14 protein-coding genes are annotated in these 13,805 nt (G+C 59.4%); 10 read left to right on the top strand and 4 right to left on the bottom strand.

Going from position 1 to position 13,805, the window contains the following annotated elements; all coding sequences use genetic code 11:
* Positions 1-176 precede the first annotated feature (176 nt).
* Together ACA070_RS23625 and ACA070_RS23620 are read left to right on the top strand one after the other, a co-directional pair.
* Positions 177-1,523: a carbohydrate porin gene (locus ACA070_RS23625; RefSeq protein WP_497448551.1), complete on the top strand. Its 1,347-nt coding sequence runs from the start codon at positions 177-179 to the stop codon at positions 1,521-1,523.
* Positions 1,524-1,798: 275 nt separating this feature from the next.
* A complete protein-coding gene (locus ACA070_RS23620; RefSeq protein ID WP_497448550.1) occupies positions 1,799-2,653 on the top strand; it encodes a D-hexose-6-phosphate mutarotase in 855 nt (284 codons plus the stop codon).
* Between the two features lie 222 nt (positions 2,654-2,875).
* On the opposite strand, the gene ACA070_RS23615 is transcribed toward ACA070_RS23620, so the two are convergent.
* Positions 2,876-3,736 (bottom strand): MurR/RpiR family transcriptional regulator, encoded by an 861-nt coding sequence (locus tag ACA070_RS23615; protein ID WP_175649041.1) that lies wholly within the window; start codon positions 3,734-3,736, stop codon positions 2,876-2,878.
* Positions 3,737-3,964: 228 nt separating this feature from the next.
* Between ACA070_RS23615 and zwf the strand changes: the two genes are divergently transcribed.
* The 4 genes from zwf (at position 3,965) to ACA070_RS23595 (ending at position 7,801) form a co-directional block, all read left to right on the top strand.
* Entirely contained in the window at positions 3,965-5,434 is a 1,470-nt protein-coding gene (gene zwf / locus ACA070_RS23610; RefSeq protein ID WP_461955355.1) for a glucose-6-phosphate dehydrogenase, read from the top strand.
* The gene (gene pgl / locus ACA070_RS23605; protein WP_497448549.1) at positions 5,421-6,134 is read left to right on the top strand and encodes a 6-phosphogluconolactonase; all 714 of its coding nucleotides are present in this window, start codon (positions 5,421-5,423) and stop codon (positions 6,132-6,134) included. Before zwf ends, pgl begins: the two co-directional genes overlap by 14 nt.
* 17 nt (positions 6,135-6,151) lie before the next feature.
* Positions 6,152-6,817 carry a bifunctional 4-hydroxy-2-oxoglutarate aldolase/2-dehydro-3-deoxy-phosphogluconate aldolase gene (locus ACA070_RS23600; protein ID WP_497448548.1) on the top strand — a complete coding sequence of 222 codons (666 nt, stop codon included), beginning with the start codon at positions 6,152-6,154 and terminating at the stop codon, positions 6,815-6,817.
* Between the two features lie 258 nt (positions 6,818-7,075).
* Positions 7,076-7,801: an intradiol ring-cleavage dioxygenase gene (locus tag ACA070_RS23595; protein ID WP_497448547.1), complete on the top strand. Its 726-nt coding sequence runs from the start codon at positions 7,076-7,078 to the stop codon at positions 7,799-7,801.
* A 2-nt stretch (positions 7,802-7,803) separates the two neighbouring features.
* Here ACA070_RS23595 and ACA070_RS23590 read toward each other — a convergent pair whose 3' ends face one another.
* Both ACA070_RS23590 and ACA070_RS23585 read right to left on the bottom strand, forming a co-directional pair.
* A complete protein-coding gene (locus ACA070_RS23590) occupies positions 7,804-8,985 on the bottom strand; it encodes an aminotransferase class V-fold PLP-dependent enzyme (RefSeq protein WP_497448546.1) in 1,182 nt (393 codons plus the stop codon).
* Between the two features lie 22 nt (positions 8,986-9,007).
* A complete protein-coding gene (locus tag ACA070_RS23585) occupies positions 9,008-9,244 on the bottom strand; it encodes a DUF3820 family protein (protein WP_007949456.1) in 237 nt (78 codons plus the stop codon).
* A gap of 203 nt (positions 9,245-9,447) precedes the next feature.
* Between ACA070_RS23585 and ACA070_RS23580 the strand changes: the two genes are divergently transcribed.
* The 4 genes from ACA070_RS23580 (at position 9,448) to ACA070_RS23565 (ending at position 13,215) form a co-directional block, all read left to right on the top strand.
* Positions 9,448-9,915: a ferritin-like domain-containing protein gene (locus tag ACA070_RS23580; protein ID WP_461976120.1), complete on the top strand. Its 468-nt coding sequence runs from the start codon at positions 9,448-9,450 to the stop codon at positions 9,913-9,915.
* A 247-nt stretch (positions 9,916-10,162) separates the two neighbouring features.
* Positions 10,163-12,151, top strand: a complete 1,989-nt coding sequence (locus ACA070_RS23575; protein ID WP_497448545.1) for an FUSC family protein — start codon at positions 10,163-10,165, stop codon at positions 12,149-12,151.
* Positions 12,138-12,344, top strand: coding sequence for a DUF1656 domain-containing protein (locus ACA070_RS23570; RefSeq protein WP_094471041.1), 207 nt, complete (start codon positions 12,138-12,140; stop codon positions 12,342-12,344). Before ACA070_RS23575 ends, ACA070_RS23570 begins: the two co-directional genes overlap by 14 nt.
* A 10-nt stretch (positions 12,345-12,354) precedes the next feature.
* A complete protein-coding gene (locus ACA070_RS23565; protein WP_497448544.1) occupies positions 12,355-13,215 on the top strand; it encodes an efflux RND transporter periplasmic adaptor subunit in 861 nt (286 codons plus the stop codon).
* Between the two features lie 104 nt (positions 13,216-13,319).
* Here the strand turns inward: ACA070_RS23565 and ACA070_RS23560 are convergent, their stop codons facing one another.
* Positions 13,320-13,790: a MaoC family dehydratase gene (locus ACA070_RS23560; protein WP_008151121.1), complete on the bottom strand. Its 471-nt coding sequence runs from the start codon at positions 13,788-13,790 to the stop codon at positions 13,320-13,322.
* Between the last annotated feature and the right edge of the window lie 15 nt (positions 13,791-13,805).

Raw genomic sequence — 13,805 nt, 5'->3', positions numbered from 1 at the left:
GAGCCGGCTTGCTGGCGATAGCGGTGTGTCATTCAGCACAGATGTTGACTGACACACCATCGCCAGCAAGCCGGCTCCTACAGGGGGAATCCGCGGTGCGTGGCCTGTCGCGCATCGCACCTGATGTAACCGCGTTAAATAAAAACAGTTAATAACAATAAAACGAGGATGTAGGGATGAAGAAGAAGAACAACGCTCAGCTTATCTGCCAGTTGTCAGCAGTGGCGGCAATGATGCTGGCCGGCAGTGTGCATGCGGCTGATGCGTTCAGCGCCGATTCCGAGTGGATGACCGGTGATTGGGGTGGCGAGCGGACCAAGCTGATCGAGCAAGGTATCGACATCAAGATGGACTATGTCGGTGAAGTCGGCGGCAACCTTCACGGTGGCTACAACAACGACAAGACCGCGCGTTACGCCGACCAGTTTGGTCTGGGCGTGGCGCTGGACCTGCAAAAGCTGTGGGGCTGGGATAACACTCAGGCCAAGGTCCAGTTCACCAACCGTAACGGCGAAAACATCTCCAATGACCGTGTCGGCGACCCGCGTGCCGGCACCTTGAGTTCCTCCCAGGAAGTCTACGGCCGTGGCCACATGGTCCGTCTGACCCAGTTGTGGATCAAGCACCAGTTTCTCGACGGCAAACTGGACGTCAAGGCCGGTTACTTCGGCGAAGGCGAAGACTTCAACACCTTCCCTTGCGAGTTCCAGAACCTGGCGTTCTGCGGTTCCCAAGCGGGTAACTGGGCCACCAACATCTGGTACAACTGGCCGGTCATGCAGGCTGCGGTCCGCGTGAAGTACAACATCTCGCCTGAGTTCTATGCGCAGATCGGCGCGTACAACCAGAACCCGTCGCAACTGGAGCACGGTAACGGCTTCAAGCTCAGCGGCAGTGGTACCAAGGGCACCGTGTTGCCGGTCGAACTGGTCTGGTTGCCTAACCCTGGCAACCTGCCGGGCGAATACCGTGTCGGTTACTACAAAAGCACGGCCAAGGCCGATGACGTTCGCGAAGACGACAACGGCGATGATGCGGCAACCAGCGGCAACGCCTATCGCAGCCACAGCAGCAAGTCCGGATACTGGTTCGTGGCGCAACAACAACTCACCACCCACAACGGTGACGCGTCCCGCGGTCTGAACATCGCGGCCAACGCCACGTTCCACGACAAGGACACCAACTTCGTCGACAACTACCAGTCGCTGATGTTGGTGTACAAGGGCCCGTTCGATGCACGTCCGAAGGATGACTTCGGTATCGGTGCCGCCCGTATCCATGTCAACGATGACGTGAAGAAAAACTCAGAGCTCGTCAACGCCTCCAACAACGTCACTGACTATCAGGATCCGCTGTTCGCGCCGCTGCGTAACACTGAGTACAACTACGAGATCAACTACGGCTTCCACGTTACCAACTGGCTGACCGTGCGTCCTAACCTGCAATACATCACCCACCCGGGTGGTGTTGATGAAGTCGATAACGCGCTGGTGGCCGGCCTGAAAATTCAGTCGGTGTTCTAACGCTGTTGCGATAAGCTCCTCTCTATGTGCGCATTTTTGCGGACAGCCCAGGCTGTCCGCTTTTTTTTGTGTGAGTCGATGAGGATCTGTGGCGAGGGAGCTTGCTCCCGCTGGGCTGCGAAGCGGCCCCAGAATCAGCCATTCAAGTGTTCCAGGTAAACCACGTTATTCGGTTTTACGACTGCTTCGCAGCCGAGCGGGAGCAAGCTCCCTCGCCACAGTAAGTTTGCTACTAAGGCGTATGAGTACACCCATGATTTTCAGGACCGTGGCACATGCATGAGCATCCGCTACAACGCTTCTTCAAATCCTTGCGCGAGCGTCCGGTGTTTGCGTGGGAGCGCTATCAGAAGCGCGATGTGCTGGTGATCGACCATCCGCTGTGTCAGGCGGTGTTCAGTCGGCAGGGCGCGCAGTTGCTGCACTTCCAGCCAAAGGGCCAGAAACCCTGGCTCTGGTGCGCGGCGAGGTGGCCGCAAGTCGGCGCGATTCGTGGCGGCGTGCCGGTGTGCTGGCCGTGGTATGGCCGTCATCCGAGCGAAAATGCCTGGCCCTCACATGGCTGGGCACGGTTGATCGACTGGAAGCTGCTCGACAGCAGCCATGACGACGATGGCGTGCGGCTGCATTGGCAACTTCAGTTGTGCGACTGGCAAGTGGACCTGCACGCGCACTTGGGTGACCGCATGGATTTACGCCTGAGCACCGAGCACCAGGACAGCCTGCCATGCCAATTGAGTCAGGCGTTGCACGCCTATTGGCGTATTGGTGACGTCGGCGAGGTAGCGCTGTCTGGGCTCGATGGTGCGCAAGGTTACGACCAGTTGAACCGTCAGGTTTGCCAGCAGGAAGGCGAGTTGAGGGTCGACGGTGGGTGTCAGCGAGTGTTCCAGCATGACGGTGAATTGCAGCTCAAGGATCACGCCTGGCAGCGGGAATTGTGTATTGATACCGGTGACCATGCGGACACGGTGGTCTGGCATCCGGGCTCGCGGCCGTTGCTGGGGGTGAGCTGGAATGAGATTTCCGAGTTTGTGTGTGTGGAGGCGGCGAGTGGCGGGACGGACAGTATGAGCCTGGCGCCGGGGCAGAAGGCGCATTTGAGTTTGCAGGCGCGGGTGGGAGCTTAGGTGTGTCAGGGCGATTGCTCCCTCACCCTAACCCTCCCGAAACGTCGGACCGCCCGTAGGGAGAGGGGACTGACCGCGTTGATTGTTCAATCTACGTCGGCCTGAAGCTTTGAGTTGAACTCAGGTTTTGAAGAGCATGAAGATCTGCTCCCTTTCCCCCTCTCCCCTCTGGGGCGGTCCGACGTTTCGGGAGGGCTGGGGTGAGGGGTGGTTTTTGAAGGGTCAGTTGAACTCATCCCCAACCGGATACCGGCTCGCATTCAGGCTCTCTTTGATCTTGCGCAAATGCGGCTGGAAATCCACGCCCCGGCGCAAGGTCATGCCCGTTGCCAGCACATCCAGCACGGTCAGCTGAATGATCCGCGACGTCATCGGCATATAGATGTCGGTGTCTTCCGGCAGCGGAATATTCAGGCTCAAGGTACTGGCCTTGGCCAGCGGCGAACCCTCGGCCGTCAAACCCAGCACCGAAGCGCCGTTCTCCCGGGCGATGCGCGCCACTTCCACTAATTCGCGGGTGCGGCCGGTGTAGGAAATGATCACGAACAACTCGCCGGTATGCGCCACCGACGCAATCATGCGCTGCATCAGCACGTCGGCATGGGCGGTAACGGCCAGGTTGAAGCGGAAGAACTTGTGCTGCGCATCCAGCGCCACCGGGGCCGAGGCGCCGAGGCCGAAGAAGTGAATCTGCCGGGCCTGGATCAACAGGTCGACGGCGCGGCTGATCAGGTTCGGGTCCAGCGCCTGCAAGGCACTGTCCAAAGAGGCGATGGCGCTGCCGAAAATCTTCTTCGTATAGGCTTCAGGATTGTCATCGGCCTCAACCGCACGGCTGACATACGCCGCGCCGCTGGCCAGGCTCTGGGCCAACTGAAGCTTGAGTTCCGGGTAGCCGCTGACGCCGAACGAACGGCAGAAACGGTTGACCGTCGGCTCGCTGACCTTCGAAGCCTGGGCGAGGGCGGCGATGCTGAACCGGGTGGCCTGCTGTGGGTTGAGCAGGATCACTTCGGCGACTTTGCGTTCAGCCTTGTTCAGGTCTTCAAGGCGATTCTGGATCTGTTCCAGTAAATTTCGCACGCGGTCCATTTCATGTTCCTTAGGTCAGCAGCGCAAATAAGCGTTCTGCTAATGCAAATTGGGCCTTTGATGCGGCCCGTAACGGTGGCCTATCCTACTGATGGCTCCGACCGACCACCACTCGGAATCTGTATTTTGCGAAAATGTTGTGGTTATTACTACATTTTCCCTTGAGTGATGCCTTGAAAAAAGGTATTTGTAGCTTAACTTGATAAAAGAACAAACATCATGCCTTCGATTACGGTTGAACCGTGCACCTTTGCCTTGTTCGGCGCCCTCGGCGATCTGGCCCTGCGCAAGCTGTTTCCTGCCCTTTATCAACTCGATGGCGCAGGCCTCTTGCACGAGGATACGCGCATTATCGCGCTGGCCCGTGAGCCTGGCAGCGAGCAGGAGCACCTGGCGTTCATCGCCTCCGAACTGCGCCGTTACGTGGGTGCCAAAGAGCTGGACGAAGCTGTGGTCGAACGCTTCCTGGCCCGTTTGAGCTATCTGCATGTCGACTTCCTCAAGGCCGACGATTACGTCGCCCTGGCCGAAATGGCCGGCAGCGCTCAGCGAGTCATTGCCTACTTCGCCACGCCGGCCGCCGTTTACGGCGCGATCTGCGAGAACCTGGCGAAGGTCGGCCTGACTGAAAACACCCGCGTCGTGCTGGAAAAACCCATTGGCTCGGACCTGGAGTCCTCGCGCAAGGTCAACGACGCCGTGGCGCAGTTCTTCCCGGAGAACCGCACCTACCGCATCGACCACTACCTGGGCAAAGAGACCGTCCAGAACCTGATCGCCCTGCGTTTCGCCAACAGCCTGTTCGAAACCCAGTGGAACCAGAATTACATCTCCCACGTGGAAATCACCGTGGCCGAGAAGGTCGGTATCGAAGGCCGTTGGGGCTACTTCGACAAGGCCGGTCAGCTGCGGGACATGATCCAGAATCACCTGCTGCAACTGCTCTGCCTGATCGCCATGGACCCACCGGCCGACCTGTCCGCCGACAGCATCCGCGACGAGAAAGTCAAAGTGCTCAAGGCCCTGGCGCCGATCAGCCCGGAAGGCCTGACCACGCAAGTGGTGCGGGGCCAGTACATCGCCGGGTACAGCGAAGGCAAATCAGTGCCGGGGTATCTGGAAGAGCCTAACTCCAACACCCAGAGCGACACCGAAACCTTTGTCGCCCTGCGTGCCGACATCCGCAACTGGCGCTGGGCCGGCGTGCCGTTTTACCTGCGTACCGGCAAGCGCATGCCGCAGAAGCTGTCGCAGATCGTCATCCACTTCAAGGAACCGTCGCACTACATCTTCGCCCCCGAGCAGCGCCTGCAAATCAGCAACAAGCTGATTATTCGCTTGCAACCGGACGAAGGCATTTCCTTGCGTGTGATGACCAAAGAACAAGGCCTGGACAAGGGCATGCAGCTGCGCAGCGGTCCGTTGCAGCTGAATTTTTCCGATACCTATCGCAGCGCGCGGATTCCCGATGCCTACGAGCGGTTGTTGCTGGAAGTAATGCGCGGCAATCAGAACCTGTTTGTCCGTAAAGATGAAATCGAAGCCGCGTGGAAGTGGTGTGACCAGTTGATCGCCGGGTGGAAAAAATCCGGTGATGCGCCCAAGCCGTACGCGGCCGGGTCCTGGGGACCGATGAGCTCCATTGCTCTGATCACGCGGGATGGGAGATCGTGGTATGGCGATATCTAAATTGCAACTGCCTCAGGGCGTCAGCGCCCATGAGTTCAAGAGCCCGGTGCTGCTGGCCGATGGTTTGGCGCTGAATGTGGCCAAGCACCTGAGTGACGCCATCGACGCTCGCGGCACTGCGACGCTGGTGGTGTCCGGTGGCCGCAGCCCCGTGGCGTTTTTCCAGAACCTGGCGAAGCAGAAACTGGACTGGTCCAAGGTCGTCGTGACCCTGGCCGACGAGCGCTGGGTACCGGTGGAGCATGCCGACAGCAATGCCGGTCTGCTCAAGCGCTATCTGCTGCAAGGTCCGGCGGCCAAGGCTCAGTTCCTGAGTCTGTACAGCGCCACAGCCAACCTTGAACTGGCCGCTGAGCAGGCTGATCGCTTGCTCGCCGAGTTGCCGCCGATCGACGTGCTGATCCTTGGCATGGGCGATGACGGTCACACGGCCTCGTTGTTCCCCAACAGCCCGAACCTGGCCGACGCCTTGAAAGTCGACGGCACACGCCGTTGCTATCCGATGCTGGCGCCGACCGTGCCGCATCAGCGCCTGACCATGAGTCGCGCGCTGCTGGCCTCGGCCAAGACCACCGTTCTATCGATTTCCGGTCAGTCCAAGCTGACCACCCTGAGTGCCGCATTGGCCGGTGACGATGTCGCCGCCATGCCGATTCGCGCGTTTCTGCAACCTACGTTAGAGATTTACTGGTGCCCATGAGCCAAGGATCAGCCGCTATGACAATGACATCCCCGACCGTTTCCATGGCGGACAAAGTTGCCCTGATCGACAGCCTCTGCGCCAAGGCGCGGATCCTGCCGGTCATCACCATCGCTCGCGAACAGGACGTCCTGCCACTGGCCGACGCCCTGGCCGCCGGTGGTCTGACAGCCCTGGAAGTGACGCTGCGTTCGCAGTTCGGTCTCAAAGCCATCCAGATTCTGCGTGAGCAGCGTCCGGAGCTGGTGACCGGTGCCGGTACGGTGCTGGATCGCACCATGCTCGCCGCTGCCGAAGCCGCCGGCTCGCAGTTCATCGTCACGCCGGGCATTACCCGTGACCTGCTCGAAGCCAGCGTCGCCAGCCCGATCCCGCTGTTGCCAGGCATCAGCAACGCGTCCGGCATCATGGAAGGCTATGGCTTGGGTTATCGCCGCTTCAAGCTGTTCCCGGCGGAAGTCAGCGGTGGCGTTGCCGCCATCAAAGCCCTCGGCGGCCCGTTCGGTGAAGTGAAATTCTGCCCGACTGGCGGCGTCAGCCCGGCCAACATCAAGAGCTACATGGCGTTGAAAAACGTGATGTGCGTGGGCGGTAGCTGGATGCTTGATCCGGAGTGGATCAAGAACGGCGACTGGGCCCGCATTCAGGAATGCACCGCCGAGGCACTGGCGCTGCTGGACTGATTGGCTTTACCAAACACTTCGTTGTGTGTTCTACGGCTTTACGGTGCGCTTGGTCGGTGCACCGTTTTTTTTTGCCCGCAAAAAATGTGGGAGCTAGCCTGCTGGCGATAACGGTCTGACATTCACTGATTGGGTGTCTGTCATGCCGCTATCGCTAGCAGGCTAGCTCCCACAGGGGACATCACGCGATACATAGTTACCGCATCCCGCCGCTCATCCAGCGTTAACCTGCGTTCATCTTATGGAAGAGAGAACGTCATGGACGACAACACCTCCGTTGCACCCACCCCCCCGGTTTACCTGCTGTCTCCCGAGCAGATCGCCGGCCCGTATTTCCGCAATCCGAAACTGATCCGGCGCAACATCAGCGAAAGCGCCGATGGCATTCCCCTGGTGCTGCGACTGGCGATTGTCGATGCCATGACCGGCCAGCCTGTGACCGGGGCCTTGGTCGATATCTGGCATTGCAATGCGCGCGGTGCGTACTCGGGCTGGAGCAAGATCAACCCGAACAAGGAAGTGGATGTCGGTGACATCGGCTCGGTTCCGCGCACCGACGACGACACCTATCTGCGTGGCGGGCAGTTCACCGACAAAAAAGGCGTGGTGCGCTTTACCACCATCTATCCGGGGTTCTATGCCGGTCGTGCCATGCACATTCATGTCGCGGTACGCATTACGTCCGGCAACAATTTCCTCGACGAGCGACACGTCGCCTGGGTCGGTCAGCTCTACTTTCCCGAACCCGCCTCGCGCTCGGTGCTCAACGCCCGAGAGTACAGCGGCAGATCTGCCTCGCCGCTGACCAACGATGAAGACTTTCACTACCGGCATCAGGGTGGTGAGGCCTCGACATTAACGGTGCACACCCTCGGTCGAGACTCGAACGAGGATGGCTTTTTCGGGCACACGACCATCGGTATCGACACCTTCGCTGCTTCGACGCAAATCAAGCCGGAGGACTTTGACAAGTACACGGTCTGACGTCAGCGCAGTTCGGTCAGCGCACGTGCCAGCAAATCCATGTCGGCAGCGGTGGTCGTGAGCCCCGGCGTAATGCGAATGCATGGCCCGCTCGCTGCACCGCGGCGGACTACGGTGAACAGGTTGTAGTCGCTGAGCAGTCGCTCGACCATCGCCTGTTGATCGGGATGACGGGTAAAGCGCATCGAAGTGATGCCGCAATACAGTCGCGGGTCATCGGGTGTCATGACATCGATCCCCGGTAACTCTCGAACCGCGTTGACCCACCGGTTGCGCAAGTAGTTGAGTCGTGTGCTCTTGGCTGCGACGCCGCCCATGGCGAGATGCTCCTCGAACACCAACGGCAGCGTCAGCAGCGCCGGGATGTTCGGCGTGCTGTACGGCGTACGGGCGCGAATATCGGTGACCGGGAAATGCATCTCGCCCATGTCCGGGTCGATGTCGGCCAGGCGCTCAGGGGCGATGTAGATAAAGCCCAGGGTCAGGGGCGCGCCGATCCACTTGTGCAGATTGAAGCCGGCGAAAGCAACGCCCAGTTCATCCAGGTTGAACTCGATCTGGCCCAGGGCATGGGCGCCATCGAGGATTACATCGATGCCGTGTTCCTTGGCGGCGGCCACGATAGCCTGCACCGGCATGACCAATCCGGTGCGATGGGTGACGTGGGTCAGGGCCATTAATTTGAGCCTTGGATAACGCACGAAGGCGTCGCGATAGGTGGCCAGCAAGCTGTCGAAAGTTGCGGGATGCGCGTGGTCGATTTCGATCACTTCCACGCCGCGATGCCGGGCCAGCCAACGCATTGCGCCTTTGACCGTGTCGTACTCCAGGTCACAGATCAGCACCTGATCGCCCGGCTGCAGGCGATTGTAATTGCGGATCAGCGATTGCAGACCGTCCGAGGCGTTGCGGGTGAGGGCCACGGTGTCGGCGGGAACGCCCATCATCCCGGCAAGCTGCGCCCGGATCTCAAGGCTTTCGACCTGTTCGAAACGCTGGCGCACGTGTACCGAGTTACTGCGGTTGATCAGCTCGATGTTGCGCTGGTACTCCTCGACCACGGTGCGCGACATGCGCCCAAAGTAACCGTTTTCCAGGTTGATGGGCCCGGGTTCGACAGCGTAGCGGTCGGCAAAGGTCTTCCAGAAGTGTTCATCACGGGCGCGACGGGTGTTATCGGGCATGGGCTACTCGGTTTCGGCAATTTCAGTGGCGCGGGGCAGGTTTGCCATGTTTGGCGCGTAGCGGTTCGAGCAGTTCGGACAGACCGTTGTGATCGATCTCCTGCATCAGGGCCAATAACCCCCCCAGTTCGCCATGTGGGAAACCTTCCCGGGCGAACCAGTTCAGGTATTGGCCGGGCAGGTCGGCAATGATTCGACCCTTGTATTTGCCGAAGGGCATTTCACGGGTGATCAACAGTTCGAGTTTTTCTGGGTTCATCATGGGTCGTCTGAATTCATTCGATCTGGAAAATACAGGCATTCTGCATGCAGGCCAATTGACAGATCATGCAAAAAAAGCGGATGCAGATTTTGTCATTAAAACTAAGCTATTGAAAAATAACGGATAAATTATCAATTCGAAGCTGGCATGCAGGGTGCAATAGCTATTGCATCTTTCATCAACCCGCAAGGAATTGAAAAATGACCGACATGAATAAAGAAGCGATCTCTGTACTCAATGACCTGATTGAAACCAGCAAAGACGGTCAGGAAGGGTTCAAGACTTGCGCTGAAGACATCAAACACCCTGAACTCAAAACCCTGTTCGTGCAACGCTCCGCTGACTGCGCCACTGCTGCTGCCGAACTTCAGAGCGCCGTGCGTTCGATGGGTGGCGATCCGGAAACTTCCACCAGCGTCAGCGGCGACCTGCACCGTCGTTGGGTCGACGTGAAAGCGATGTTCACCGGCAAGGACGAAGAAGCCGTGCTGAACGAAGCCGAACGCGGTGAAGACCATGCGTTGAAGGCTTACAAAGAAGCCATGGAAAAAATCAACAAGCACAACCTGGTGGGCATTCGTGATCTGGTTGAACGTCAGTACCACGGCGTGCAACGCAATCACGATCAGGTGAAAGCCCTGCGTAACCAGGCTCGCGCACGCTCTTAAGCGCTCGTAACCTGTCAAAAACGCCAGCCAGTCTGGCGTTTTTTTGTGCCTGGCGTTTAACGATGAATCATTCCTTGTAGGAGCTGTCGAGTGAAACGAGGCTGCGATCTTTTGATTTTGCTTTTAAGAAACAAGATCAAAAGATCGCAGCCTCGTTTCACTCGACAGCTCCTGCATAAACTGTGCTTAGTTGATGGATTTTCACCGAACCGACTATCGTTAAATCGTCCTTTCAAGAGTGTTTTTTGTGCCTATCACTTTGAAGGCGTTACTCGCGCCAGACCTCCGTGCGCTGCAGTTCGCGATCAAGACCTTGATCGGCGGCGGCCTGGCACTGTGGCTGGCATTGCGCTGGGGCCTGGAACAACCCGCCTGGGCGCTGATGACGGCGTTCATCGTCGCTCAGCCACTGTCCGGAATGGTGGTGCAGAAAGGGCTGGCGAGATTGCTGGGCACGCTGGTCGGAACGATCATGTCGGTGGTGTTCATGGGCTTGTTCGCCCAGACGCCGTGGCTGTTTTTATTGGCATTGGCGTTGTGGCTCGGGCTGTGTACGGCGAGTTCGACGTTGTTGCGCAGTGCCTGGTCCTACTCATTTGTGCTGGCCGGTTACACGGTGGCGATCATTGCGTTGCCGGCTATTACTCATCCGCTGACCGTGTTCGACCAAGCCGTGGCGCGCTGTACGGAAATCTGTCTGGGTATCCTTTGCGCCACGGCGGCCAGCGCGTTGTTGTGGCCGATGCGGGTCGAGCGGCAATTGGCGGATCAGGCACGAGCCGCCTGGACCAGTGGGATGAATGCGGCGCGTGCCACCCTGGCCGGCGATGCTCAGGCGCGTAAAGGTTTGCTGGAAATCCTCGGGCGGATTGTCGCCGTCGATGCCCAGCGAGAACATGCCTGGTTTGAAGGTGGCCTCGGTCGGCAACGCGCACGAGCCATCAGCGGTTTGAGTCAGAAGCTCTTGATGCTGCTGCGCATCGCCCGTTCGGTGCGTCGACAGTGGAAGCAATTGGAACCACAAGAAGCCGAGCAACTGCAGCCCTGGATGACCGAGGTTCAAGCCGCGCTCAGTGGTGCCGATACCGCCACCCTGCAAGCGTTGCGGCCGAGGTTGCTCGATGCCTGCCATGATCCGCTCATCAGTTCCGCGCAGAGTTATTGCCTGGCCCGATTCACCTTGCTGCTCGATACCGCGATGGCGGCGACTGCGGCGTTGAAAGCGGTGGAGGAGGGCCGCGAAACGGTCGATCCGCCACGCACCCTGACGCCGCACCGCGACCTGTCATTGGCCCTGGTGTTTGGCGCGCGCAGTGCCTTGGCGTTTCTGGTGGTGTCGTGCTTCTGGCTGGCGACGGCCTGGCCCGCCGCAGCCGGAGCATTGGTGCTGACCTGCGTGGTGTGCAGCCTGTTTGCCAGTCGCGAGAACGGTGCGCAGATCGGCATGAGTTTTATGCGCGGGATTTTCCTGGCGATTCCGGCGGCGTTTTTCGTCGGGCAGATTCTGCTGCCGCAATGGAGTGGATTTGCCTTGCTCTGCATGGGCATGGGCGTGCCATTGTTTTTCGGTGCGCTGGGCATGGCCAAGCCGCAGATTGGCGCCACGGCCACGTCGTTCTGTCTGCACTTCATCGTGTTGGTGTCGCCGCTGAACGCGATGAAGTTTGACGTCGCCACGTTCTTCAACAGCGCCCAGGCGATGGTGGTCGGTGTCGGCGCAGCGGTGCTGGCGTTTCATTTGCTGATCCTGCGTAACCCGGTATGGCATGGCCGCCGCTTGCTGGCGGCGACGCTCGACGATCTGGTACGCCTGACCCGACGTAACCTGCGCGGTGCCGAAAGCTGGTTCGGCGGGCGCATGGCCGATCGCTTGCTGCAATTGGCGCGGCACTATCCGGAACTGCCGGAACCGGCGCGCAGTCGCTGGGATGACGGCTTGCTCGGTCTCGACATTGGCGACGAATTGTTGCATCTGCGGTTGAGCCTGGCGGTGGCGCAGGCGCCGGTCAGCGGGCCTCAGCGGCGTTATCTCGAACAGTTGGAAAAAGTCCTCGAGCAAGGCCCCGCAGGCAACTGCGTCGATGCGCTGGAACAACCCAGCGAAGCATTCTTGAAGACCTTGTATGCGTTGCCGCCCAGCGACGCGGTGAAACTGGCCCAGGGTGCCGTGCTGCAATTGCAAAGCAGCTGGCGCGCCTGGTGCCGTCAACAGGAGCAAAGCCATGGGCTTGCGTGAGTGGTCGGTGGGCGGCGTGCTGCTCAGTCCTTTTCTGATTTATGTGCTGCTGGCACTGCTCGTTACCGCAGCCTTGCGCATGCTGTTGCGCCTGACACCGGTCGGCCGCTGGATCTGGCACGAAGCATTGTTTGATTGCGCCTTGTACGTCTGTGTATTGACCCTGATCACCGTCGTCCTCGGACCTTTATAAGGAGTTGAAAATGCGTACCCCCGTACGTGTCGCGGTAACCCTGAGCCTGGTGGCGGTGGCGATCTTTGCCGGCTTCCATTTGTGGCAGTACTACATGCTCACGCCCTGGACCCGGGACGCGCGGATCCGCGCCGACGTGGTGGTGATCGCCCCGGACGTCTCCGGTTGGGTGCGTGAGCTCAAGGCATTCGATAACCAGCAGGTCAAGGCCGGCGATTTGTTGCTGAGCATCGATCGTGATCGTTTCGAAGCGGCGCTGGAGAAAGCCCAGGCGGTGGTGCAAACCCGCCAGCAACAACTCAATCTGCGCGAACGCGAAGCCAGCCGCCGCGCCAGCCTTGGGCCGCAAGCGATCAGTGCCGAGCTGCGCGAGAACGCGCAAATCAACGCCGGAATTGCCCGTGGTGAACTGCGTGAGGCTCAGGCGGAAGCCAAGGTCGCCGAACTCAATCTCGCGCGCAGCCAGGTCCATGCGCCTCGCAGCGGCCACGTCACTAACCTGCGTCTGGCCCAAGGTAATTACGTGAATGCCGGGCAACCGGTGATGGCGTTGATCGACGATTCGACCTTCTATGTGCAGGCGTATTTCGAGGAAACCAAGTTGCCGCGGATTCGTGTTGGCGATCCGGTGAAGGTCTGGTTGATGAGCGCGGGGAAAGCGCTGGACGGGCATGTGGAAAGCATCAGCCGCGGGATTACCGATCGCAATACCACGCCGGACGGGCAGTTGCTGGCGGAGGTCGAACCGACGTTTAACTGGGTGAGGCTGGCGCAGCGGATTCCGGTGCGGATCAAGATTGATAAATTGCCGGAGGGGATGAATTTGAGTTCGGGGATGACGGCGAGTGTGCAGGTGCAGGAGGGGCCCTGAGATCAAAAGATCGCAGCCTCGTTGCACTCGACAGCTCCTACAAGGTTTTGCGTATCCCTGTAGGAGCTGTCGAGTGCAACGAGGCTGCGATCTTTTGAGGGCAATCAGCCGATGCTAATGGCCGGCAGGGTAGGCAACGTCACCGTCTGCTGCTTGCGCGGCGCAAGAATCTCGGCCTCGCCATCCACCACCAATTCATCGCGCTGGTTAAACACTCGAGTCGCAATCCGCACGCGAAACTTCGGCAGCTTCTCCAGAATTTCCAGGCGCACGGTCAGGGTGTCGCCAATCTTCACCGGCTTCTGAAAGCTCATCTGCTGACCGATATAAATAGTGCCCGGCCCAGGCAACTCGCAGGCCACGGCCGCGCTGATCAGCGCACCGCTGAACATGCCGTGAGCGATGCGCTCCTTGAACATGGTGCCAGCGGCGAATTCGGCGTCCAGGTGCACCGGGTTGTGATCACCGGACATCGCGGCGAACAACTGAATGTCGCGCTCTTCGACCGTCTTGCTGTAACTGGCGGTCTGGCCGACTTCGAGGGCTTCGTAAGGGGTGTTGGTAACCTGGGTCATCTGTTTCAATTCCTG

This window comes from Pseudomonas sp. LBUM1678 (assembly GCF_059695575.1).
Note: the sequence above shows the minus strand (reverse complement) of the source record. Positions and strands in the feature narration are given on the sequence as shown.

Excerpts from the sequence above, each read along its gene's own strand:
- ACA070_RS23570 (WP_094471041.1), top strand. The coding sequence starts at position 12,138 with ATGGGCTTGCGTGAGTGGTCGGTGGGCGGCGTGCTGCTCAGTCCTTTT.
- ACA070_RS23625 (WP_497448551.1), top strand. The coding sequence starts at position 177 with ATGAAGAAGAAGAACAACGCTCAGCTTATCTGCCAGTTGTCAGCAGTG.
- ACA070_RS23565 (WP_497448544.1), top strand. The coding sequence starts at position 12,355 with ATGCGTACCCCCGTACGTGTCGCGGTAACCCTGAGCCTGGTGGCGGTG.
- ACA070_RS23620 (WP_497448550.1), top strand. The coding sequence starts at position 1,799 with ATGCATGAGCATCCGCTACAACGCTTCTTCAAATCCTTGCGCGAGCGT.
- ACA070_RS23595 (WP_497448547.1), top strand. The coding sequence starts at position 7,076 with ATGGACGACAACACCTCCGTTGCACCCACCCCCCCGGTTTACCTGCTG.
- ACA070_RS23560 (WP_008151121.1), bottom strand. The coding sequence starts at position 13,790 with ATGACCCAGGTTACCAACACCCCTTACGAAGCCCTCGAAGTCGGCCAG.
- ACA070_RS23590 (WP_497448546.1), bottom strand. The coding sequence starts at position 8,985 with ATGCCCGATAACACCCGTCGCGCCCGTGATGAACACTTCTGGAAGACC.
- zwf (WP_461955355.1), top strand. The coding sequence starts at position 3,965 with ATGCCTTCGATTACGGTTGAACCGTGCACCTTTGCCTTGTTCGGCGCC.
- ACA070_RS23585 (WP_007949456.1), bottom strand. The coding sequence starts at position 9,244 with ATGAACCCAGAAAAACTCGAACTGTTGATCACCCGTGAAATGCCCTTC.
- ACA070_RS23580 (WP_461976120.1), top strand. The coding sequence starts at position 9,448 with ATGACCGACATGAATAAAGAAGCGATCTCTGTACTCAATGACCTGATT.
- ACA070_RS23600 (WP_497448548.1), top strand. The coding sequence starts at position 6,152 with ATGACAATGACATCCCCGACCGTTTCCATGGCGGACAAAGTTGCCCTG.
- pgl (WP_497448549.1), top strand. The coding sequence starts at position 5,421 with ATGGCGATATCTAAATTGCAACTGCCTCAGGGCGTCAGCGCCCATGAG.